The organism is Nocardia sp. SYP-A9097, from assembly GCF_009649815.1.
Taxonomy (GTDB): domain Bacteria; phylum Actinomycetota; class Actinomycetes; order Mycobacteriales; family Mycobacteriaceae; genus Nocardia.
The window spans coordinates 388,457-409,912 of sequence record NZ_WJIC01000006.1; the positions used below are offsets into that span (position 1 = coordinate 388,457).

Below are 21,456 nucleotides of genomic sequence, written 5' to 3' on the forward strand. Positions count from 1 at the left end.
GAATTCGCGCGAAGGTCAATTGATGACCAGGACGCTGCCCGCCGGAATCACCGTCACCGTGCGGGTTCCGGCGTCCAGCGCCAATCTGGGTCCGGGATTCGATACCCTCGGCATCGCTCTGGCGCTGTACGACGAGATCGTGGTCACCACTACCGATTCCGGGTTGAGCATTCGGGTCGAGGGTGAGGGCGCGGACGATGTGCCCTGGGGCCCTTCGCATCTCGTGGTGCGTGCCATCGAACGCGGCCTGCAGGCCGCGGGTGTCTGGGCGGATGGCCTGGACGTGCTGTGCCGCAACGTGATTCCGCATTCGCGGGGGATGGGTTCCTCGGCGTCGGCGGTGGTCGGCGGTCTCGCCGCCGGTCGCGGTCTGGCCGCGAAATTCGATGCGGCACTGGCCTATGGCGATGATGTCATGGTGCAGCTCGCGGCCGAATTCGAAGGCCACCCGGACAACTCGTCCGCCAGCGTGCTCGGCGGAATCGTGGTGTCCTGGACCGAAACCGACTGCCCCGCCGAGGCAAATGGCGTGGCGGACCATCACATTCGCGTCTACCGCGCGGTGCGATTGGAACCACATCCGTCGCTGCGGCCCGTCGTGCTGATTCCCGAGGAGCGCTCCTCCACCGCGCACACCCGGGGACTGCTGCCCGACACCGTCCCGCATACCGACGCGGCCTTCAATGCCAGCCGCGCCGCCCTCGCGGTCGTCGCGCTGACGCAGCGCCCTGACCTGCTGCTCCCCGCTACCGCGGACCGGCTACACCAGGGCTACCGCGCCGCCGCGCTACCGCTCACCACCAAGTGGATCGAACGCCTGCGGGAAGCGGGCATCGCCGCGACCGTCTCGGGCGCCGGCCCGACCGTCTTGGCCCTCGGGACCAGCGAATTCCCTGCGGAACTGCGCGAACTCGCCATTGCCGACGGCCTGCGCGTGCTCGAACCGGGCATCGCCGACGGCGTCCTGGTGGATTGACAGCGCGCCTGCCTTGCCGATGTAAAGGTCGAGAGCTATCCTGAGCGAGTCCGTACATCGTGCGCGTCAGACGCCGGTGCTTCATCAGGGCAAATCGCTCCAGAGGCTCCTTGCTCAGGCTCGAGGCTTGAGGCTCGAAACTTGGGGGTAGCCAGTTCACTGGAATGATCTCTCCCACCTTTTCACTCGGTGGCGAAGCCCACGCGGTGGTACCCCCATCGACCCGGCGCGACAAGCGATACGGCATCCGAGTCCGGCATACGACCGGACTGCAGGAGGAACCCTCGATAAGGCACACGGCAGTCGAGGGAAGGAAAGGATTTCCGTGACAGATACGGACCTGCTCGCGACACCCGGGGTGGAAAGTGATTCAACTTCCTCGGATCGCGAAAGTGAATCCGGACAGATTTCGAAGATGAGCGAACACACTGACATCGCACGATCGGGGCTGACTGGAATGTTGTTGCCGCAGTTGCGTGCGCTTGCGGGGGAACTCGGTATTCGAGGTACTTCCGGAATGCGTAAGGGTGATCTCATCGCCGCCATCAAGGAGAATCAGTCCGGTGGCGCCAAGGCGACCGCGGTGGTCGGCAAGGCCACCACCGCGCGAAATGCCAAGGGCAAGGGCGATTCCGCGCCGACCGGCGGGGAATCCGCGCCGGCCGATGCTGCTCCCGCGAAGGCCGTCAAGGCCGAGAATGCTCCCGCGCAGGATGAGAAGTCCTCCGCGAAGGTCGAGAACGCCCGGGTCAAGTCCGACGTTCCGACGTACAACTCCGCGCCCGCTCGGGAGAGCGCCGCCGAGAAGACCGCCGAGCCGCGTGAGGCGAAGCGGGACGAGGGCGACAACGCCCGTGCCGAAGGCGACGACAGCCGCGATGGTGGCCAGCGCGGCCGCGGTCGCCAGCGTCGGGGCCGCGATCAGCGCACCGACCAGCGCACCGGCAATGCCGGCACCGAGGCCGCTGTCTCGGAGACCGCTGTCACCGGCGAAGCCAAGTCGGAGTCCGAGGGCGGTGAGCGTCGCCGCGAGCGCAGTAACAATCAGCAGTCCGGCGGCCAGAACCAGCAGAGCAATCAGAACGGCACCGCGCGCGGCGGCAACAGCGAGCGCGACCGCAATCGCGGACCCGCCGTCGCCGATGACGACGACGAAGGTGGCCGCGGCCGTCGGGGCCGTCGCTTCCGCGAGCGTCGCCGTGGGCGCGACCGCGAGGGCGCGCCGGGCGAAACCAGCCGGGAGAGCAGGGAATTGGAGATCCGCGAGGACGATGTCCTGCAGCCGGTCGCCGGAATTCTCGACGTCCTCGACAACTACGCGTTCGTCCGCACCTCCGGCTACCTGGCCGGCCCGAACGACGTGTACGTGTCGATGAACCTGGTCCGCAAGAACGGCCTGCGCCGCGGTGACGCCATCACCGGTGCGGTCCGCGCTCCGCGCGACGGCGATCAGAGCAATCAGCGGCAGAAGTTCGATCCGCTGGTGCGACTGGACACCATCAACGGCTCGGATATCGAATCCGCCAAGCGCCGTCCGGAATTCCAGAAGCTCACCCCGCTGTACCCGAATCAGCGACTGCGGCTGGAGACTCAGCCGAACAAGCTGACCACGCGCATCATCGATCTGATCATGCCGATCGGTAAGGGTCAGCGCGCGCTGATCGTGTCCCCGCCCAAGGCGGGTAAGACGATGGTCATTCAGGACATCGCCAACGCGATCGCCACCAACAACCCCGAGTGCTACCTGATGGTCGTGCTGGTGGACGAGCGTCCCGAGGAAGTGACCGATATGCAGCGCTCCGTGCGCGGCGAGGTCATCGCCTCCACGTTCGACCGCCCGCCGGGCGATCACACCTCGGTCGCCGAGCTCGCCATCGAGCGTGCGAAGCGGTTGGTGGAGATGGGCCAGGACGTCGTGGTGCTGCTCGACTCGATCACCCGATTGGGCCGCGCGTACAACAACTCCTCGCCGGCGTCGGGCCGAATCCTTTCCGGTGGTGTGGATTCCACCGCGCTGTACCCGCCCAAGCGGTTCCTCGGCGCGGCCCGCAATATCGAGAACGGTGGCTCGCTCACCATTATCGCGACGGCGTTGGTCGAGACCGGTTCCACCGGTGACACGGTCATCTTCGAAGAGTTCAAGGGCACCGGTAACGCCGAGCTCAAGCTCGATCGCAAGATCGCCGAGCGCCGCGTGTTCCCGGCGGTCGATGTGAACCTGTCCAGTACTCGCCGCGACGATCTACTGATGTCGCCCGACGAGACGGCCGTGGTGCACAAGCTGCGCCGCGTGCTCTCCGGCCTGGATTCGCATCAGGCCATCGACCTCATGGTCGACCGGTTGAAGAAGACCAAGAGCAATGTCGAATTCCTGATGACCGTCTCCAAGACGGCCCCGGGCGCGATCGACGAATAAGGTTCGGCCGCAGGCGATTTCGCTTGGTTGAGCTCGGCAACAGCCCCACTCCGGTGGGGCTGTTGCCGTTTCACGGGTAGCTGCGCGGGTAGCCGATCCGGCTTCGGGCCGTAGAACACCATGCCTATCAAGGCCGCGCCGAAGATCATGAAGGCGAGAATCGACGCGGTCACGGCGCCGGAATCTGCGCCCGGCACCGTGACCGCTGTGTAGGTGAGTGTGCCGTCTCCGTGCGGTGGGGTTGGGGCCAGGATTTGGTTCCGTACCGCACGACCGGACTCGCCGGGCCGGACGCACCACCCCGCCACCACGATCAGCAGCAGTGCTCCCAGGACCACCCCTGCGGCGATCTCCGCATCCTTCCTGGTCACAGCTGTCCTTCCCGTAGTCGCGAGGCTCTCACCTGCGAACCACTCTATGAACAACGGTGTTCGTATTCCCGAGTAGCGAACTACTCGTCTTCAGCCTGGCTCGAGAACCGTGAACCCGCGTGCCCGAAGTTTCTTGGGGTTACACGAAACCGACCTGTCGGTTGGTTCACTGCTCGGCTCGGTCGGCCCGGAATTTTTCGTGCCCCGGCATTGTCTATACTTTCCGTTTGGCAACCATGCCTAGTCGGTTCCGGTTCACGCCTCGCGAGGCGACCCGGCGCCATTCGAAAGGACACCATGAAGGCAGGAATTCACCCCACGTACGTCGATACGACGGTCGTGTGCGGCTGCGGCAACACCTTCCAGACCAAGAGCACCAAGGAGTCCGGCCAGATCACGGTCGAAGTTTGCTCCCAGTGCCACCCGTTCTACACGGGCAAGCAGAAGATCCTGGACACCGGTGGCCGCGTGGCTCGCTTCGAGGCCCGCTACGGCAAGCGCGACAAGGCTGCCAAGTAGCTACTCTGTCGACGCCCGTCCTGCAGCATGCAGGCCGGGCGTCGCTGTATTTTCTGCCTCCGCTTCGCTCCGGCGGTTCGCGGCCCTCGTGACCCCGGTTCTTCCCTCCTCCGCTCCTCCGCTTCGCTCCCCCGCTCCGTCAGTCCAGAACCGGGGCGGGCCGCGAACTTGGGGTGGGTGTAGCCCCTAGTCCTATCGAAGGAGCAACCGCGATGGCCGACAAGTCCGCGGCCCCGAACGCGATCGACGACATTCTGGCCGAATACGGCGCTCTCGAAGCGCAATTGGCCGATCCCGACCTGCACAATAATCCGGGCGCGGCCCGCCGGGTCGGCAAGCGCTTCGCCGAACTCGGCCCCATCATGGCGGCCTACAACAAGCTCACCGCCACGCGTGACGATCTGGCCGCGGCCGAGGAACTCGCCGCCGACGACTCGTCCTTCGCCACCGAGATCCCCGGACTGCGCGCACAGGTCGAGGAGTTCGAGAAGACCCTCACCGACCTGCTCGCACCGCGCGACCCCCACGACGCGGATGACGTTGTGCTGGAAGTGAAGTCGGGTGAAGGCGGCGAGGAATCCGCGCTCTTCGCCTCCGATCTGGCGCGCATGTACATCCGGTACGCCGAACGCCACGGCTGGAAGGTCGAGGTGCTCGACGCCAATATCACCGATATGGGCGGCTACAAAGAGGCAACTCTCTCCATCAAGGCCAAGGAACCGTCCCTGGACGGGGTCTGGTCCAAGCTCAAATTCGAGGGCGGCGTGCACCGCGTACAGCGCGTCCCCGTCACCGAATCGCAGGGCCGCATCCATACCTCCGCCGCCGGCGTACTCGTCTACCCCGAACCCGATGAGGTGGAAGAGGTGCAGATCGAGGACAAGGATCTGCGCGTCGACGTATACCGCTCCTCCGGTAAGGGCGGCCAGGGCGTCAACACCACCGACTCCGCGGTGCGCCTCACCCACCTACCCACCGGCATCGTCGTGACCTGCCAGAACGAGCGCTCCCAGCTGCAGAACAAGATGCGCGCCATGCAGGTCCTCGCCGCGCGACTGCAGGCCCTCGCGGAGGAGCAGGCCGATCAGGAAGCCGCCGCCGGGCGCGCCACCCAGATCCGCACCGTCGACCGCTCCGAGCGCATCCGCACCTACAATTTCCCCGAGAACCGCATCGCCGACCACCGCATCGGTTTCAAGGCGCACAACCTCGATTCGGTCCTCGACGGCAACCTCGACGACCTCTTCCAAGCCCTCGGCGAAGCCGACCGCGCCGCCCGCCTCGCCGCCGAATAAGACGCGCCGTCGCAAGGTGCGGGCAAACGCTCAGGTCGGGGACGGGACAACTGATTTCGTGAGAATATGGGTAACTCCTGGGGTACCCCCAGAACTCGTGTGGTACCTGGCCGGCGGCCCGGTACGGAAGGATCGAGGCTCCCACTGATCGGCAAAAGTTCCGGGGAGGCGGCGGGGCACCGCGCGCCATTGCGTCCAGCGATCCGCGAGGCCATTGCAATTCTCGAGTCCGCCGGGGTGCACAGCCCCGGCGCCGACGCGGAATACCTTGCGGCACATGTGCTCGGGGTCGATCGCATGCGATTGGCCCTGGTGCCGATGGTGACCGCCGACCAACTCGAGGAATTCCGCAAACTGGTGGCCCGCCGCGCGGAACGCGTTCCGCTGCAACACCTTACGGGCACCGCGGCGATGGGTGAGATCGACTTGGCGGTCGGTCCGGGCGTCTTCATTCCCCGCCCGGAAACCGAACTCCTCTTCGCTTGGGCCCTGGCCCAGCTCGAGGCGGTAGGCCACGCCCACCAGCCCGTCGTGGTCGACTTGTGCACCGGCTCAGGCGCTTTGGCCCTGGCCATCGCGCATGCCCGCCCCGATGCCCAAGTCCACGCCGTCGAACTCGACACCGAAGCGTTGGCCTGGGCCCGCCGCAACGCCCTGCAACTGGCCGACGAGGGTGACACCCCCATTGACCTGCACGCCGCAGACGTCACCGACCCGACCCTGCTCACACAGCTGACCGGAATGGTCGACATAGTCGTCTCCAACCCGCCCTACATCCCCGAAGCCGCGATCCTGGATCCCGAAGTAGCCGACCACGATCCGCACCGCGCCCTCTTCGGCGGCCCCGACGGCCTCTCCGTAATCCGCCCCATGATCCCCAACATCACCCGCCTCCTCCGCCCCGGCGGCGCAGTCGCCATCGAACACGACGACACCAACGGCTCCGACGTAGCCGCCCTACTCACCGCCGCAGGCTTCACCTCGGTAATCGAACACCCCGACCTCGCAGGCAAACCCCGCTTCGTCGTCGCCCACCGCATCTTGGATTAGCACACCAGTCGGTGCACCAATGGGTACACTGAATCGCATGTCGCTGAAGCCGCTGACCATCAAGCTCCCGGAGAACTACCTCGAGGTTCTCAAGGCTGTTGCGGAAGAAGAAGGCACCACGCCCTCGGGGCTGGCCGCTCGGGCGGTGATGGAGCACCTACTACAGCGAGCTGCAGCCGCCGAAACTCATTGGGACACAGCAGGTGCCGCGACCGCTCAGGCTGACATCGAAGCCGAGCGTGACGCCCGCTGGATCGCCGATGAGCAGCGGCGACCCGGCCATGCTGCATGAGGCGCGGTGAAGTCTGGGACTATCGCTCCATCTCGCGTACCAGGCGTGTCCTGGTGGTATCGGCCGAAGCATTGAACACCGCCGGTGTTCCGATCATTGTGGACGTGACCGATATCGAGCCAGGTAGCCCCGCATTGTTGCTGCTTGCGGTCGGATTGGGTACCGAACTCGGTGGCTGGGCGCGCTGTCGCAGCATCTCGACCGGCGATCCTGCTCGCTTTGAGACGCTCGTCGGCCGCGCCTCTGTGGAGGCGATGGAGCAGGTCGATATGGCGCTGTCGGCAGCGCTGTCGCTGTAGCCCGCAGATTCAAGCGCTACCGCGACGGTGGGGGCGGGAGGGATCCGTGCCAAGATGTTGGCCGTGAGTACCGTCTATGACTGTGCCGATTCCGATTCTCGGGCCGCGGGGTTGATTGCGGCTCGGAGTGCGTTGAAGTCGGGGCGGTTGGCTGTGATTCCTACCGACACGCTGTATGGGCTGGCTGCTGATGCGTTCGACAGTCAGGCTGTCAGCGCGCTGCTCGCCGCCAAGCGGCGGGGGCGGGATATGCCGGTGCCGGTGCTGGTCGGGTCGTGGACGACGATCGACGGACTGGTGTTCTCGGTGCGGCCGCAGGCGCGCGAGTTGATTCGCGCGTTCTGGCCGGGCGGGCTGAGTCTTGTTGTGCAGCAGGCGCCTTCGCTGGCCTGGGACCTGGGGGATACCCGGGGGACGGTCATGCTGCGGATGCCGTTGCATCCGGTCGCGCTCGAGGTACTGCGCGAGGTCGGACCGCTGGCGGTGTCCAGCGCCAATGTTTCGGGGCAGCCGCCCGCCAAGACCGTCGACGAGGCCAAGGCGCAACTCGGCGATCTGGTCGGGGTGTACCTCGATGGTGGTCCGGCCGATCACGCGGTCGCCTCCACCATCGTGGATCTGACCTCCGACGTCCCGCGCATTCTGCGGGAGGGCGCCGTCCCCACCGAGAAGGTCGCGGAGGTCCTCGGCATCTCGCCGGAGGAGCTGCTTTCCCAGAGCACGCGGTGACGGCCCGATAAATGCTGTTGAGTCAGGGCGTTTTCAGCCAGGGCGCGGTCGTCCCGCTGCGGGAGCTGCTGCTGGTGCTGTTCGTCGCGGCGGTGGTGACCTTCCTGAGCACCGGCGGAATCCGGGTGGGCGCCATCACCTTCGGCGCGGTGGCGGTACCGCGCGAGCGTGACGTCCACGTGAAGCCGATTCCCCGCATGGGCGGACTCGGCATCTACCTGGGTGTGATCGCGGCCGTACTGTTCGCGCATCAACTGCCCGCACTGCGCCGCGGCTTCGACTATCCGAAGGACATTCCCGCGGTGCTCGCCGCGGGCACGCTCATCGTGCTGGTCGGCATCATCGACGACCGCTGGGGTCTGGACGCGCTCACCAAATTCGTCGGACAGGTGACCGCGGCCGGGGTGATGGCGGTGATGGGCCTGTCCTGGGTGGCCATCTACAACCCCTTCACCAATGAGACCGTGGTGCTCGATCCGCTGCAGGGTGGTCTGGTGACCGTCGGTATCACCGTCACGCTCATCAATGCCATGAATTTCGTGGACGGTCTCGACGGTTTGGCCGCGGGCCTGGGTTTCATTGCGTCGGTGGCGGTTTTCGTCTTCAGTGTCGGGCTGCTCTACGAAGTGGGCGGTTCCACCGATACGTATCCGCCGGCCTTGCTGGCCGCCGCACTGGCGGGTGGCTGTCTGGGATTTCTGCCGCACAATTTTCAGCCGGCCCGAATATTCATGGGCGATACCGGTTCCATGCTCATCGGATTGATGCTGGCCGCGGTCTCCACGGGCGCTTCGGGCCGAATTCCGCTGCAGGGTTACGGCCCGCGCGACATCGTCGGTCTGCTGTCGCCGTTGTTGCTGGTGGGTGCGGTCATGTTCATTCCGGTACTTGATCTTGTTCTTGCCATCGTGCGCCGAGTTCGCGCCGGTGTGAGTTTCTCCACCCCGGACAAAATGCATCTGCATCACCGTTTGCTGCAGATCGGCCATTCGCATCGCCGCGTCGTGTTGTTGATCTACTTGTGGGTGAGCGTGCTCGCATTCGGTGCGGTCGGCACGTCATTGATGGATCGGCGCGTGGTCGCCCTGCTCTTCGCGGCCGGCCTGGTATTCGCCCTGATCGTCACCTCCGTCCCGTCCTGGCGGGAGCTGCGGGCGCGTGCCGGGCGTAAACCGCCGCGCGGTCCGGATATGGCCGCCCGGTAGAGTTCGCTGTCGTGAGCACGCCTTCCACCCCCGGTCCCGACGCCCCGCTGCGGGCGGCCCTGCGCTACGGCCTCATGGGATTGGCTGTGCTGGTGGTGGTTTCGGCAATTCTGTCGTCGATCATCGCCGGCATGCCCGGCCTGTGGGGCGCGCTGCTCGGCGCTGCCATCGGCGGCGGCTTCATTCTCACCACCGCCGCCTCGGTGCTCTTCAGCGCGAAGATCGAGTCCGGTTTACAGGGCATCGTGATCCTCGGCAGCTGGGTCGGCAAGATCGTGCTGGTGCTCGCCATCGTCGCGGTACTGAAGCAATTCGACTTCTACAGCCCCGTCGCGCTCTTCCTGACGGTCGTCGGCGCGCTGCTCATCGTGCTCGGTGCGGAGACGTACGGCCTTCTGCGGCAACGGGTTCCGACCGTCGAGACGGAGCGTGAGCTCTAACCACGACACCGTTCATCGGCTGTTTATGCCACCCCCTACACGTTGTCGTAGATAACTTGATAAACTCTTTACTTGTAGCCGACCGAAGCACAAGGGGGGGTCACCTGAGACCCGCCTGAGAACAGGTTATGCTTACTGCCGTACCGGCCCCTTCGGGTCACCGGTTCTGCACCGTCGACGATGTCGCCGACGCGCGTACAGACGCCCGGGCTTAGCCCCTCAGCTGCTGACGAACTTCGAGCCGACCTGAGTCGACCACCAGATCGTCAATGTCCGATCGAACCGCAGGAAAAGGATTTCCTGCGGCCCGACCACGGGAGAGAACGCTGAGCGTCACCATTTTGGCGGGCGAGTTCCACGCGCCGTCGCTTAACGACTTCTTCCCTCCAGCAGTGCTGTTCGAGGGGACGCCTTTCGAGCTCGACCGTTTGATGCTCATTCGCATCATCATGGCGGCCGTTCTCATCATCGTGATGCTCGCGGCTTTCCGTCGTCCGCGGTTGGTTCCGCGCGGTCTGCAGAATGTCGCCGAATCCGGTCTGGTGTTCGTCAAGGAACAGATCTGCGATGAGGTGCTGGGCAAGGAATCCGGAAAGAAGTTCTTCCCGCTCATCGCGTCGATCTTCTTCGCCGTGCTGTTCCTGAACATCTCCGGCGTCATTCCAGGGCTGAACATCTCGTCCAATGCGCGTATCGGCATGCCGATCGTGCTGGCCGCCGTCGCCTACATCACGTTCAACTACGTGGGTATCAAGAAGTTCGGCTTCCTGAAGTACATGCGCTCGAGCATCGTGGTGCCGAATGTGCCGCCTGCTCTGCACGTGCTGCTGATTCCTATCGAGTTCCTCTCGACCTTCATTCTGCGTCCGTTCACGCTCACCGTCCGTCTTATGGCGAACATGCTGGCCGGTCACGTCATGTTGGTGCTGTTCTTCAGCGCCACCCAGTTCTTCCTGTTCGACGCCGCCTCGTGGATGAAGGTGTTCTCCCCGTTCTCGCTCCTCGCGGGTCTCGGCTTCACCCTCTTCGAACTGCTGGTTGTCTTCCTGCAGGCCTACGTGTTCGCGCTGCTGACCGCTGTGTACATCGGTATGGCGCAGCACGCCGACTCTCACTGACCAACCACATAGCAAGAACCACAAACCTGCTTCACACGCCGCCCGGCGGGTGGGCGACAGAAAGGGAATGGAACACACATGAGCACCCTCTCGTACCTGGCTGCTGAAGTTGCCGAATCCAAGTCCAAGGGCTTCGGCGCCATCGGTTACGGCCTCGCTGCGATCGGCCCCGGCATCGGTGTAGGCATCGTTGTCGGTAAGGCCATCGAGGGCATCGCCCGTCAGCCCGAGCTGCAGGGCACCATCCGGACCACCATGTTCCTGGGTATCGCGTTCACCGAGGCCCTGGCACTGATCGGTCTCGTCGCCGGCTTCATTTTCTGATTCCGGCAAAAGACTAGGAATCAACGATGAACAGCATTTATTTGCTCGCGGCCGAGGAGGATATCAATCCCCTCGTCCCCAAGACGTATGACATCGTCTGGTCTGCGATCGTCTTCATCGTTATCGCTTTTGTCTTCGCCAAGTACGTCGTCCCGCGCCTGACCAAGGTGCTCGACGAGCGCACGGAGAAGATCGAGGGCGGTATCGCCAAGGCCGAGGCCATCCAGGCCGAGGCGCAGGCCACCCTGCAGCAGTACCAGGAGCAGTTGGCCGAGGCTCGCCTCGAGGCCGCGCGCATTCGTGAGGAAGCGCGCACTCAGGGTCAGACCATTCTGGCGCAGCTGCGCGCCGATGCGCAGGCCGAGGCCGACCGCATCGTGGCGTCGGGTCACACCCAGCTGGAGGCCCAGCGCCTGCAGATCGTGACCGAACTGCGTTCCGAGCTCGGCCGCACCGCGGTCGACCTGGCCGAGAAGATCATCGGTCAGTCGGTGGCCGACGAGGCCAAGCAGGCGGCGTCGATCGACCGGTTCCTCCAGGAACTGGACGCGAACGCCGGCATCGGGGTCGGAAGGTAACGAACCGAAAGTGGGAAGCATGTACGCAGCGAGCCGTGAGGCGAGCTCCCGTGCGCGGGAAGCTCTTCGGGCCGCTCTGACCGGAAGCGACACCGTCGCGGCCACGACGGGCTCCGAACTGTTCGCCGTTGTCGCCGTCCTCGACGACCAGCGCTCGCTGCGTGTGGCGCTCGCGGATAAGTCGGTGTCCAGCTCGGCCCGCGCCGAACTGGCCGAACGCCTCTTCGGCGGCAAGGTCAGTGGAGCCACCCAGACGGTGCTCACCACCGCCGTGGCACAGGACTGGTCCCGTGCCCGCGACCTGGTCGACAGCCTGGTGTTGCTCGGCCGCGAAGCGCTGTTGCGTGCCGCGGAGGATCGCGGCCGCCTCGGCGCCGTCGAGGACGAGCTGTTCCGTCTGGGCCGGATCGTCGAAGACAACCCCACGCTGGAGCAGGCGCTGACCGATCACGGCAAGCCGCCCGCGGCCAAGCGTGAACTGGTGCAGCGTCTGCTCGCGGGCAAGGTCGAGGAGATCACCCTCGAACTGGTCCAGCAGGCGGTCGCCCGCAGCAAGAAGGGCGATATCGGCGAGGCCTTCGACCACCTGTCCGACCTGGCGGCGTCGCTCCGGGACCAGATCGTGGCGCATGTGCGCTCCGCATCAACCCTGACGGCGCAGCAGCGGGAGCACCTGGCCTCCTCGCTGCAGCGCATCTACGACAAGCCCGTCACGGTGCACGTGCAGGAAGACCCGAGCCTGCTGGCCGGTGTCGTCGTGCGTGTGGGCGACGACCTGATCGACGGCAGCGCCGTCGGCCGACTGCAGCGCTTGCGCCAGTCTCTCGCTTGAGACCCGCGGCAGCGCAACAAAACACCGACATTCGAGACCACAGCGAGAGCAGGAAGAACATGGCGGAGCTGACGATCTCCCCCGATGAGATCCGTAGCGCGATCGAGAGCTACACCCAGAGCTACACCCCGGAAACCTCCATCGAGGAAGTGGGCGTCGTCACCGACACCGGCGACGGTATCGCTCACATCAGCGGCCTCCCGGGCGCGATGGCGAACGAGCTGCTGGAATTCCCCGGCGGCGTGCTCGGCGTAGCGCTCAACCTGGAGGACACCAATATCGGTGCCGTCGTCCTGGGTGAGTTCGACACCATCGAGGAGGGCCAGCAGGTCCGCCGTACCGGCGACGTGCTCTCGGTCCCGGTGGGCGACAACTTCCTCGGCCGCGTCGTGAACCCGCTGGGTGCCCCGATCGACGGCCTCGGCGAAATCGAGTCCGACGAGCGTCGCGTGCTCGAGCTGCAGGCCGCCACCGTGCTGGAGCGCCAGCCCGTCGGTGAGCCCCTCGCCACCGGCATCACCGCCATCGACGCCCTGACCGCGATCGGCCGTGGCCAGCGTCAGCTCGTCATCGGTGACCGCAAGACCGGCAAGACCGCGGTCTGCATCGACGCGATCATCAACCAGAAGGCCAACTGGGCCACCGGCGATCCGACCAAGCAGGTGCGTTGCATCTACGTCGCGATCGGCCAGAAGGGCTCCACCATCGCGGGCGTCAAGGCTGCCCTCGAGGCGCACGGCGCGATGGAGTACACCACCATCGTCGCGGCCCCCGCATCTGACTCGGCCGGCTTCAAATGGCTTGCGCCGTACACCGGTTCGGCCATCGGCCAGCACTGGATGTACCAGGGCAAGCACGTCCTGATCGTGTTCGACGACCTGTCCAAGCAGGCCGAGGCGTACCGCGCCATCTCGCTGCTGCTGCGTCGCCCGCCGGGCCGCGAGGCGTACCCGGGTGACGTCTTCTACCTGCACTCCCGTCTGCTGGAGCGTTGCGCGAAGCTCTCCGATGCGCTCGGTGCCGGTTCCATGACCGCGCTGCCGATCATCGAGACCAAGGCCAACGACGTGTCGGCGTTCATTCCGACCAACGTCATCTCGATCACCGACGGTCAGGTGTTCCTGGAGTCGGACCTCTTCAACAAGGGTGTCCGTCCGGCTATCAACGTCGGTATCTCTGTGTCCCGTGTCGGTGGTGCCGCGCAGACCAAGGCCATGAAGCAGGTCGCCGGTTCGCTGCGTCTGGAGCTGGCCTCCTACCGCGAGCTGGAAGCTTTCTCCGCGTTCGCCTCCGATCTGGATGCCGCCTCGCTGGCGCAGCTGGAGCGCGGTGGCCGCTGGGTCGAGCTGCTCAAGCAGGACCAGTACTCCCCGGTCGCGGTCGAGGATCAGATCGTTTCGCTGTTCCTGGTCGACGCCGGCTACTACGACTCGGTTCCGGTCGGCGATGTCCGTCGCTTCAACGGCGAGCTGCTCGAGTTCCTGCACGGCACCGTGCAGTCCTCCTTCGATGCCCTTCAGGGTGGCTCGAAGAAGATCGAGGGCGAGATCGCCGATGCGATCAAGGTCGCGACCGACAAGTTCAAGCAGGGCTTCCTCGCTTCTGATGGCAGCCGTGTCGTGAACGAGGCCGAGGCCGGCAAGCTCGATCACGAAGAGGTCGAGTCGCTGTCCGTCACTCGCAAGCACGTCGAGAAGTAAGACGGGCGAAGCGAATGCGACTGACTGACTCGAGGAATGAAGGGAGTGTGAACCGCTAATGGCAAGCGTGCGCGAACTGCGCTCCCGAATTCGTTCCGTGAGCTCGATCAAGAAGATCACCAAGGCGCAAGAGCTGATCGCGACCTCGCGAATCAGCAAGGCGCAGGCCCGGGTCGCGGCGGCCAAGCCGTACGCGGAAGAGATCACCAAGGTGCTCGCCGAATTGGCAAGCGCCAGTGGCAATCTCACCCACCCGCTGCTCACCGAGCGGCCGAACGCGCGGCGTGCCGCGGTACTGGTGATCACCAGTGACCGCGGTATGTGCGGTGGTTACAACTCCAATGTGCTCAAGCGCACCGAGGAGCTGCTGACCCTGCTGCGTTCGCAGGGCAAGGAGCCGGTGCTCTACGTCATGGGTGCGAAGGGTCTGACCTTCTACACCTTCCGTCGCCGCGAGGTGAACGGTGCGTGGACCGGTTTCTCCCAGTCGCCCAACTATGTCGACGCCTCCGCCGCCTGCAACCACCTGGTGGAAGCGTTCATGGCAGGCGCCGACGGCGAGGTGGCCGCGCCTAACGGTGAGGGCACCATGGCCGGTGTCGATGAACTGCACATCGTCTACACACGTTTCGTGTCGATGCTGTCGCAGGTTCCCGAGGTCCGTCGACTGGCTCCCATTCAGGTGAGCTATGTGGACGAGAACTTCGAACTGGGTGAGGACAGCTTCACCGACGGGAACTCCGAGCCGACGGCTCAGTACGAGTTCGAGCCGGATGCGGACGTCCTGCTGGGCGCGCTGCTGCCGAAGTACATCAACACTCGGATCTATTCGTCGCTGCTCGATGCGGCGGCGTCGGAGTCGGCTGCGCGCCGCACCGCGATGAAGGCTGCTACCGATAACGCGACGGATCTGGTGAATTCACTGACCCGCACCGCGAATTCGCTGCGTCAGGCCGGAATCACGCAGGAAATCACGGAAATCGTCGGTGGCGCCAACGCGCTGGCGTCGAGCTCGGACCGCGACTAGACACGGAAGAGAACCAATGACCGCAGCTGTCACTAAAGAAACCCGGGTGGGCGCTGGCACCGGCCGCGTCTCCCGTGTCATCGGCCCCGTCGTGGACGTCGAGTTCCCGCGCGGGTCCATCCCCGAGCTTTACAACGCGCTGAACGTGGACATCGCGCTCGCGTCCGTTGCGAAGACGCTGACCCTCGAGGTCGCACAGCACTTGGGCGACAACATCGTTCGCACCATCTCCATGCAGCCGACCGACGGTCTGGTGCGTGGCGTCGAGGTGCGCGACACCGGCAAGCCGATCTCGGTTCCCGTCGGCGATGTCGTCAAGGGCCACGTCTTCAACGCGCTCGGCGACTGCCTGGACACCCCGGGCCTCGGCCGCGACGGCGAGCAGTGGGGCATCCACCGCCAGCCGCCCGCCTTCGACCAGCTCGAGGGTAAGACCGAGATCCTGGAGACCGGCGTCAAGGTCATCGACCTGCTGACCCCGTACGTCAAGGGCGGCAAGATCGGTCTGTTCGGTGGTGCCGGTGTCGGCAAGACCGTGCTGATCCAGGAGATGATCACCCGTATCGCTCGCGAGTTCTCCGGCACCTCGGTGTTCGCGGGCGTCGGCGAGCGTACCCGTGAGGGCACCGACCTCCACCTGGAAATGGAAGAGATGGGCGTCCTGCAGGACACCGCCCTCGTCTTCGGCCAGATGGACGAGCCGCCGGGCACGCGTATGCGCGTCGCCCTGTCGGCCCTGACCATGGCGGAGTACTTCCGCGATGTGCAGAACCAGGACGTGTTGCTCTTCATCGACAACATCTTCCGGTTCACCCAGGCCGGTTCCGAGGTCTCGACCCTGCTGGGTCGTATGCCCTCGGCCGTCGGTTACCAGCCGACCCTGGCGGACGAGATGGGTCAGCTCCAGGAGCGGATCACCTCGACCCGTGGCCGTTCGATCACCTCGATGCAGGCGATCTACGTCCCCGCCGACGACTACACCGATCCGGCGCCGGCGACCACCTTCGCCCACCTGGACGCGACGACCGAGCTTTCCCGCCCGATCTCGCAGAAGGGTATCTACCCGGCCGTCGACCCGCTGACCTCGACCTCTCGTATCCTCGAGGCTTCGATCGTCGGCGACCGGCACTTCGCGGTGGCCAACGAGGTCAAGCGGATCCTGCAGAAGTACAAGGAACTGCAGGACATCATCGCCATCCTCGGTATGGACGAGCTCTCCGAAGGCGACAAGGTCCTCGTGGGCCGTGCCCGTCGTCTGGAGAAGTTCCTCGGCCAGAACTTCATCGTGGCCGAGAAGTTCACCGGTCAGCCGGGTTCGGTTGTGCCGCTGGAGCAGACCATCGACGACTTCGATCGCGTCTGCAAGGGCGAGTTCGACCACCTGCCCGAGCAGGCGTTCAACTCCTGTGGTGGCCTGGACGACGTCGAGGCGGCCGCGAAGAAGATCGCCGGGAAGTAGTCCACCATGGCGGATATGTCAGTTGATCTGGTCGCCGTAGAGCGACTGCTGTGGTCGGGCCGGGCGAAGTTCGTCTCGGCGCAGACCACGGAGGGCGAGATCGGCATCCTCGCCGGCCACGAACCGCTGCTCGGTCAGCTGGTCGAAGCCGGCACGGTGACCATCGTGTCCGACAGCGACGAGCGCATTGTGGCGGCCGTGCACGGCGGATTCTTCTCGGTCACCGGCACTTCGGTGCGGGTGCTCGCCGAATCCGCTGATTTCGCAGCCGATATCGACGGGGCGGCCGCCAAGGCCGTTCTCGCCGATGTGGATGCGAGCCCGGACGCGCAGGCCAAGGCCCAGGGCCGCCTGCGCGCGGTGGAGAAGGCCGCACAGGTCTAAATACGCGAGTTTTCACTCAGCAAAAGAGCGGCGGCTCTGGGAAATATCCCAGAGCCGCCGCTCTTTTCGTTTATGAGCGGGTGTGGCCTCGCCCCACGATGAGCGAGGGGTGAATGAACGGGCTTCGAATAAGTAGATGGACCATCGCGGCAATGGCTGTCGCGGTAGGCATCGGATTCTTCTCGCCGGGTGCGGCGAACGCGGGCGAGCGATCATTTCGCCCTCCATCGCGGCGAACGGTCCGGGCCGCACCTCCTGGGTGAGCGGGCAATGTCACCGCGGAGGTGGAGACGCCGGACGGCACCGTGGGACCAAACAACGGTCCGAAGAGTTTTCCGGGCACCAATAGCTCCGGAACACACGGTTCTTCCAACCTCACGTCCGGATACATCGTCGGTTGTCAGGTTGCGCTCGGTCAGTTGAGCGCGGGTGTCACCATCAGTGCGAGTCCCAATCTCGTGGCCGGGTTCAGTTTTCCGCTGTCGCCCGGACAGGTGCGGTGGGTCGCGATCAACAACATCGAGCTCGTCAAGAGTGGCGCGTACACCATCAATTACCAGGACATTCCGATGGAGATTCAGGGGTGCGGTGGTTTCGCGCAGGCGCGGCAGGTGTCGATGGTCGAGATCATCGGTGTCGATTACGCCAAGGTGACTCTCTACGGCCAGCCGTTCAGCATCGGCTGACGGGTCCACTCCGAAGGAAGGGATCGAATGTTCTGCACGGGAAATCGCGCGCGGTTCGGCGGGGTTCTCGGAGCGGCGCTGGCGGTACTGGCCGCGGCCGGTGCGGGCCGGCCCGGGACCGCGCGGGCCGACACCTTCATTCCGCTGCCGGGCGGAATGATCACCCGCGCTCTGGAGGACGGCACCTCGGTGACCATCCGGATCGACGGGGAATCAGCGAAGATCAGTGGCTCCCTTGGTGATACGCCGGTGCACCGCAATGTGTGGGTGACCGGTCGGGCCAGTGTGGACCTCACCGGTCCGAGTGCCTCCTCGGCAACGATCAAGATCAGCCCCGGCTATGTCGTGGGCTGCCAGGTGGATATCGCTTCGTTGAGTCCGAACAACAACGGTGCCGGCGAGGACGACTGGAACCCGACGACCTTGCCGTCGTTGTCGCAGAGCCTCGGCGACGGAATCACACTCGGTCCGGGCCAGGCTGTCGTGCAGCCGATGCTGGATCTGGAACGGCCGGACGACTACGGGCAGGAATCGCACAAGCGCTACAACAAAATTCCGGGTCCGCATACGAGTGTCACCTGGGTTGACGAGACTTTCGCGGTGGACGGTTGCGGCGGATACGCGCAGGCGCGGTCCTTCGTCGCGGTGGAAATCGACGAGACGACGTTCATCGGCAATGTGCTGCTTTGGGGTGAACCGTTCAGCATGGGCTGAGCAGGGCATACGTCACATTCGGTGGATGGCCGAACCTCGTGTTCACACGGTCGCTACTATCGACCAAACACGGGGCTCGGCCGCCGGCCGGAATCGTGCTCGACAGGTGAAGGGACGGAGCAACTTTGCGGACCGGGATGGTGGTTCTGATCATTCTGGTGCTGTTGCTTGTCGGTTTGGCCCTGGCTTCCACATATCGCCTGATCATGCTGCGTCGCGGGGGCACCGCGGCGCTGCTTCGGGTACTCCCGGTGCGCGGGCACGGTGCGGGTTGGCGGCACGGTCTGATCCGCTACGGCGAGGACACCCTCGTCTTCTACAAACTCTCCAGTCTCAAGCTGGGTCCGGATTGCACGATTCGCCGGCTCGGCATCGAGGTCGGCACCGGTCGCCGCAAGCCCGAGGGCGATGAGTTCGACATCATGAACGACGAGGCCATCGTCGAGGTCTCCGATGAGAAGGGCAGTTACGAGCTCGCCCTCGATCGCGGTGCGCTCGCGGCCTTCCTGTCCTGGGTGGAGTCCCGCCCGTCGGAGCGCATTCGCCGCCGGCGGTAATAGAGCACGGCCGTCGACGGGAATAGGGTGAACCCGTGAGTGTGCATCTGACGCGGATCTATACGCGGACCGGCGACGACGGAACCACCGGACTCAGCGATTTCTCGCGGGTTTCGAAAACCGATCCCCGGCTGATCGCCTACGCCGATTGTGATGAGGCCAATGCCGCGCTCGGCGTCGCCATCTCGCTCGGCAATCCCGATGAGCGCATCCTGGCTGTGTTGCGCGCCATCCAGAACGACCTCTTCGATGCGGGTGCGGACCTGTCGACCCCGGTGGTCGAGGACCCCAAGTACCCGCCGCTGCGCATCACCCAGCCCTATATCGACCGCCTGGAAAAGTGGTGCGATGAGTTCAATGAGCCTCTGGCACCGTTGAATTCGTTCATTCTGCCCGGCGGCACACCCCTGGCCGCACTGCTGCACACCGCGCGCACCGTAGCTCGACGCGCCGAGCGTTCGGCGTGGGCCGCGGTCGACGCGCACCCGGAGGACACCGGCGCGCTGCCGGCGAAATACCTCAACCGACTGTCCGACCTGCTGTTCATTCTGGGTCGGGTGGCCAATCCGGATGGCGACATCCTCTGGCGGCCGGGCGGAGAGGCCACGAGCGCGGAGCCGGACCACTAGGCTGACCGTCGTGAGTGAACGGTTTCTGGTGACCGGGGGCAGCAGGCTCGTCGGTGAGGTCGCGGTCGGCGGCGCGAAGAACAGCGTCCTCAAGCTGATGGCCGCCGCGCTGCTGGCCGAGGGCACGACGACGATCACCAACTGCCCGGACATCCTCGATGTCCCGTTGATGGCTGAGGTGCTGCGCGGGCTCGGCTGTGATGTGACGGTCGACGGCGGGACGGTCACCATCGTGACCCCGCCGGAGCCCAAGTACCACGCGGACTTTCCCGCGGTCACCCAGTTCCGCGCCTCGGTGTGTGTACTGGGTCCGCTGATGGCGCGTTGCAAGCGCGCGGTGGTCGCGCTGCCGGGTGGCGATGCCATCGGTTCGCGGCCATTGGATATGCATCAGCAGGGGCTACGCCTGCTCGGCGCGACCAGCGAGATCGAGCACGGCTGCCTGGTGGCGCGCGCCGACCAGTTGCAGGGTGCGCGGATTCGCCTGGACTTCCCGTCCGTCGGCGCGACCGAGAACATCCTCATGGCGGCGGTGCTCGCCGAGGGGGAGACGGTCATCGACAATGCCGCGCGGGAACCGGAGATCGTGGATCTGTGCAACATGCTGGCGCGTATGGGTGCCCGCATCTCCGGTGCGGGCACCTCGGTATTGACGATCGATGGCGTGGACGCGTTGTCGCCCACCACACATCGCGTGATCGGTGACCGGATCGTCGCCGCCACCTGGGGTATCGCCGCGGCGATGACACAGGGTGATGTGCGGGTGACGGGTATCAACCCGAAGCACCTGTCCCTGGTGCTGGACAAGTTGCGTTCCGCGGGTGCGCGAATCTCGTTCGAGCCGGACGGTTTCCGCGTCGTGCAGTCGGATCGTCCGCGCGCGGTGAACTTCTCGACGCTGCCGTTCCCGGGTTTCCCGACCGATCTGCAGCCGATGGCCATCGGCCTGGCCGCGATCGCGGACGGCACCTCGATGATCACCGAGAACATTTTCGAAGCGCGTTTCCGCTTCGTGGAGGAGATGATCCGGCTCGGCTCCGATGCCCGCACCGATGGGCATCATGCTGTGGTGCGCGGGATTCCGCGTTTGTCGAGTGCGCCGGTGTGGTCGTCGGACATTCGGGCCGGCGCCGGCCTGGTGCTCGCGGGTCTGGTCGCCGATGGGGTGACCGAAGTGCACGATGTCTTCCATATCGACAGGGGCTACCCGGATTTCGTGGAGAACCTGCGCTCGCTCGGAGCCGAGATCGAGCGGGTCGGGACCGCAGATTGAACGGCAGATGACGGGCAGGGTTCGCGAAAACCCCTCCTGAACAGCCGATTTGACATGCGAATGACCAACACGTAACTTTATTCGAGTCAGAGCGACACGGACACCAACCCGGACCGAGAGGTCAGGGAAACGAGGTTGGACGGCGAGCGCCTGACTGATCACATTGGCTCTCCTGATCAGCGGATTTGGTTCTGCTGCGTTGGTGGGGTTAAGCTTTGAAAGCAGCCACTGAGACCGACCGGGACAAAGAGCCCGCGAAGTTCTGTGTGCGTGTGTTCTTTGAGAACTCAATAGTGTGTCGATGAATGTCAGTGCCAATAATTTATTGGTTCCGGCCTTCCACACCCCCGTGTGTGAAGGTTGGACATTTAGTCAGCAAATACTTTTTGCTGGCGTTTGATTTTGCCAAGGTTTTCGGACTCTGGTTAATTCTTCCAATTACATCCGCAAGGATGGAGTTGAGAGTCTTCAACGGAGAGTTTGATCCTGGCTCAGGACGAACGCTAGCGGCGTGCTTAACACATGCAAGTCGAGCGGTAAGGCCCTTCGGGGTACACGAGCGGCGAACGGGTGAGTAACACGT

24 protein-coding genes and 1 rRNA gene are annotated in these 21,456 nt (G+C 64.9%); 24 read left to right on the forward strand and 1 reads right to left on the reverse strand.

Going from position 1 to position 21,456, the window contains the following annotated elements; genetic code table 11:
* The first annotated feature begins 22 nt into the window (after positions 1–22).
* Positions 23–976 (forward strand): homoserine kinase, encoded by a 954-nt coding sequence (gene thrB / locus GFY24_RS16120; protein WP_153805835.1) that lies wholly within the window; start codon positions 23–25, stop codon positions 974–976.
* A 325-nt stretch (positions 977–1,301) separates the two neighbouring features.
* Positions 1,302–3,392, forward strand: a complete 2,091-nt coding sequence (gene rho, locus GFY24_RS16125; protein ID WP_309230914.1) for a transcription termination factor Rho — start codon at positions 1,302–1,304, stop codon at positions 3,390–3,392.
* On the opposite strand, the gene GFY24_RS16130 is transcribed toward rho, so the two are convergent.
* A complete protein-coding gene (locus tag GFY24_RS16130; protein ID WP_153805837.1) occupies positions 3,290–3,763 on the reverse strand; it encodes a hypothetical protein in 474 nt (157 codons plus the stop codon). The two genes, rho and GFY24_RS16130, sit on opposite strands and share 103 nt — an antisense overlap.
* Positions 3,764–4,060: 297 nt before the next feature.
* On the opposite strand from GFY24_RS16130, the gene rpmE reads away from it, so the two are divergent.
* The 22 genes from rpmE to GFY24_RS16240 form a co-directional block, all read left to right on the forward strand.
* Entirely contained in the window at positions 4,061–4,282 is a 222-nt protein-coding gene (gene rpmE / locus GFY24_RS16135) for a 50S ribosomal protein L31 (protein ID WP_040856062.1), read from the forward strand.
* Between the two features lie 212 nt (positions 4,283–4,494).
* On the forward strand, positions 4,495–5,577 hold the full coding sequence (gene prfA, locus GFY24_RS16140; RefSeq protein ID WP_153805838.1) for a peptide chain release factor 1: 1,083 nt from the start codon (positions 4,495–4,497) through the stop codon (positions 5,575–5,577).
* 189 nt (positions 5,578–5,766) lie between these two features.
* A complete protein-coding gene (prmC, locus tag GFY24_RS16145; protein WP_228566348.1) occupies positions 5,767–6,627 on the forward strand; it encodes a peptide chain release factor N(5)-glutamine methyltransferase in 861 nt (286 codons plus the stop codon).
* A 37-nt stretch (positions 6,628–6,664) separates the two neighbouring features.
* Positions 6,665–6,919 carry a hypothetical protein gene (locus GFY24_RS16150; protein ID WP_153805840.1) on the forward strand — a complete coding sequence of 85 codons (255 nt, stop codon included), beginning with the start codon at positions 6,665–6,667 and terminating at the stop codon, positions 6,917–6,919.
* On the forward strand, positions 6,916–7,218 hold the full coding sequence (locus GFY24_RS16155; protein WP_153805841.1) for a type II toxin-antitoxin system PemK/MazF family toxin: 303 nt from the start codon (positions 6,916–6,918) through the stop codon (positions 7,216–7,218). Before GFY24_RS16150 ends, GFY24_RS16155 begins: the two co-directional genes overlap by 4 nt.
* 63 nt (positions 7,219–7,281) lie before the next feature.
* Positions 7,282–7,947 (forward strand): L-threonylcarbamoyladenylate synthase, encoded by a 666-nt coding sequence (locus tag GFY24_RS16160; protein ID WP_309230915.1) that lies wholly within the window; start codon positions 7,282–7,284, stop codon positions 7,945–7,947.
* An 11-nt stretch (positions 7,948–7,958) separates the two neighbouring features.
* Positions 7,959–9,152, forward strand: a complete 1,194-nt coding sequence (locus GFY24_RS16165; RefSeq protein WP_153805843.1) for a glycosyltransferase family 4 protein — start codon at positions 7,959–7,961, stop codon at positions 9,150–9,152.
* An 11-nt stretch (positions 9,153–9,163) separates the two neighbouring features.
* Positions 9,164–9,592: a hypothetical protein gene (locus tag GFY24_RS16170; protein ID WP_309230916.1), complete on the forward strand. Its 429-nt coding sequence runs from the start codon at positions 9,164–9,166 to the stop codon at positions 9,590–9,592.
* Positions 9,593–9,861: 269 nt separating this feature from the next.
* Positions 9,862–10,710 carry a F0F1 ATP synthase subunit A gene (gene atpB / locus GFY24_RS16175; protein WP_153805844.1) on the forward strand — a complete coding sequence of 283 codons (849 nt, stop codon included), beginning with the start codon at positions 9,862–9,864 and terminating at the stop codon, positions 10,708–10,710.
* Positions 10,711–10,788: 78 nt separating this feature from the next.
* Complete coding sequence (locus GFY24_RS16180) at positions 10,789–11,034, forward strand: ATP synthase F0 subunit C (RefSeq protein ID WP_067562316.1); 246 nt, start codon at positions 10,789–10,791, stop codon at positions 11,032–11,034.
* Between the two features lie 26 nt (positions 11,035–11,060).
* A complete protein-coding gene (locus GFY24_RS16185; protein ID WP_153805845.1) occupies positions 11,061–11,612 on the forward strand; it encodes a F0F1 ATP synthase subunit B in 552 nt (183 codons plus the stop codon).
* Between the two features lie 19 nt (positions 11,613–11,631).
* Complete coding sequence (locus GFY24_RS16190; RefSeq protein WP_153805846.1) at positions 11,632–12,444, forward strand: F0F1 ATP synthase subunit delta; 813 nt, start codon at positions 11,632–11,634, stop codon at positions 12,442–12,444.
* 59 nt (positions 12,445–12,503) lie between these two features.
* Positions 12,504–14,144: a F0F1 ATP synthase subunit alpha gene (gene atpA, locus GFY24_RS16195; protein ID WP_153805847.1), complete on the forward strand. Its 1,641-nt coding sequence runs from the start codon at positions 12,504–12,506 to the stop codon at positions 14,142–14,144.
* Between the two features lie 58 nt (positions 14,145–14,202).
* Positions 14,203–15,171 carry a F0F1 ATP synthase subunit gamma gene (locus GFY24_RS16200; protein WP_153805848.1) on the forward strand — a complete coding sequence of 323 codons (969 nt, stop codon included), beginning with the start codon at positions 14,203–14,205 and terminating at the stop codon, positions 15,169–15,171.
* Between the two features lie 16 nt (positions 15,172–15,187).
* Positions 15,188–16,630 carry a F0F1 ATP synthase subunit beta gene (gene atpD / locus GFY24_RS16205; protein ID WP_153805849.1) on the forward strand — a complete coding sequence of 481 codons (1,443 nt, stop codon included), beginning with the start codon at positions 15,188–15,190 and terminating at the stop codon, positions 16,628–16,630.
* Between the two features lie 6 nt (positions 16,631–16,636).
* On the forward strand, positions 16,637–17,014 hold the full coding sequence (locus GFY24_RS16210; protein ID WP_153805850.1) for a F0F1 ATP synthase subunit epsilon: 378 nt from the start codon (positions 16,637–16,639) through the stop codon (positions 17,012–17,014).
* A 419-nt stretch (positions 17,015–17,433) separates the two neighbouring features.
* On the forward strand, positions 17,434–17,700 hold the full coding sequence (locus GFY24_RS16215) for an MspA family porin (RefSeq protein ID WP_375336052.1): 267 nt from the start codon (positions 17,434–17,436) through the stop codon (positions 17,698–17,700).
* A 27-nt stretch (positions 17,701–17,727) separates the two neighbouring features.
* Entirely contained in the window at positions 17,728–18,414 is a 687-nt protein-coding gene (locus GFY24_RS16220; RefSeq protein WP_153805852.1) for an MspA family porin, read from the forward strand.
* A 137-nt stretch (positions 18,415–18,551) separates the two neighbouring features.
* Positions 18,552–18,971: a DUF2550 domain-containing protein gene (locus GFY24_RS16225; protein WP_194852893.1), complete on the forward strand. Its 420-nt coding sequence runs from the start codon at positions 18,552–18,554 to the stop codon at positions 18,969–18,971.
* Positions 18,972–19,006: 35 nt separating this feature from the next.
* Positions 19,007–19,600: a cob(I)yrinic acid a,c-diamide adenosyltransferase gene (locus tag GFY24_RS16230; RefSeq protein WP_309230917.1), complete on the forward strand. Its 594-nt coding sequence runs from the start codon at positions 19,007–19,009 to the stop codon at positions 19,598–19,600.
* A gap of 10 nt (positions 19,601–19,610) precedes the next feature.
* The gene (gene murA / locus GFY24_RS16235) at positions 19,611–20,873 is read left to right on the forward strand and encodes a UDP-N-acetylglucosamine 1-carboxyvinyltransferase (RefSeq protein WP_309230918.1); all 1,263 of its coding nucleotides are present in this window, start codon (positions 19,611–19,613) and stop codon (positions 20,871–20,873) included.
* 468 nt (positions 20,874–21,341) lie between these two features.
* Positions 21,342–21,456, forward strand: a 16S ribosomal RNA gene (locus tag GFY24_RS16240); the annotation flags it as partial.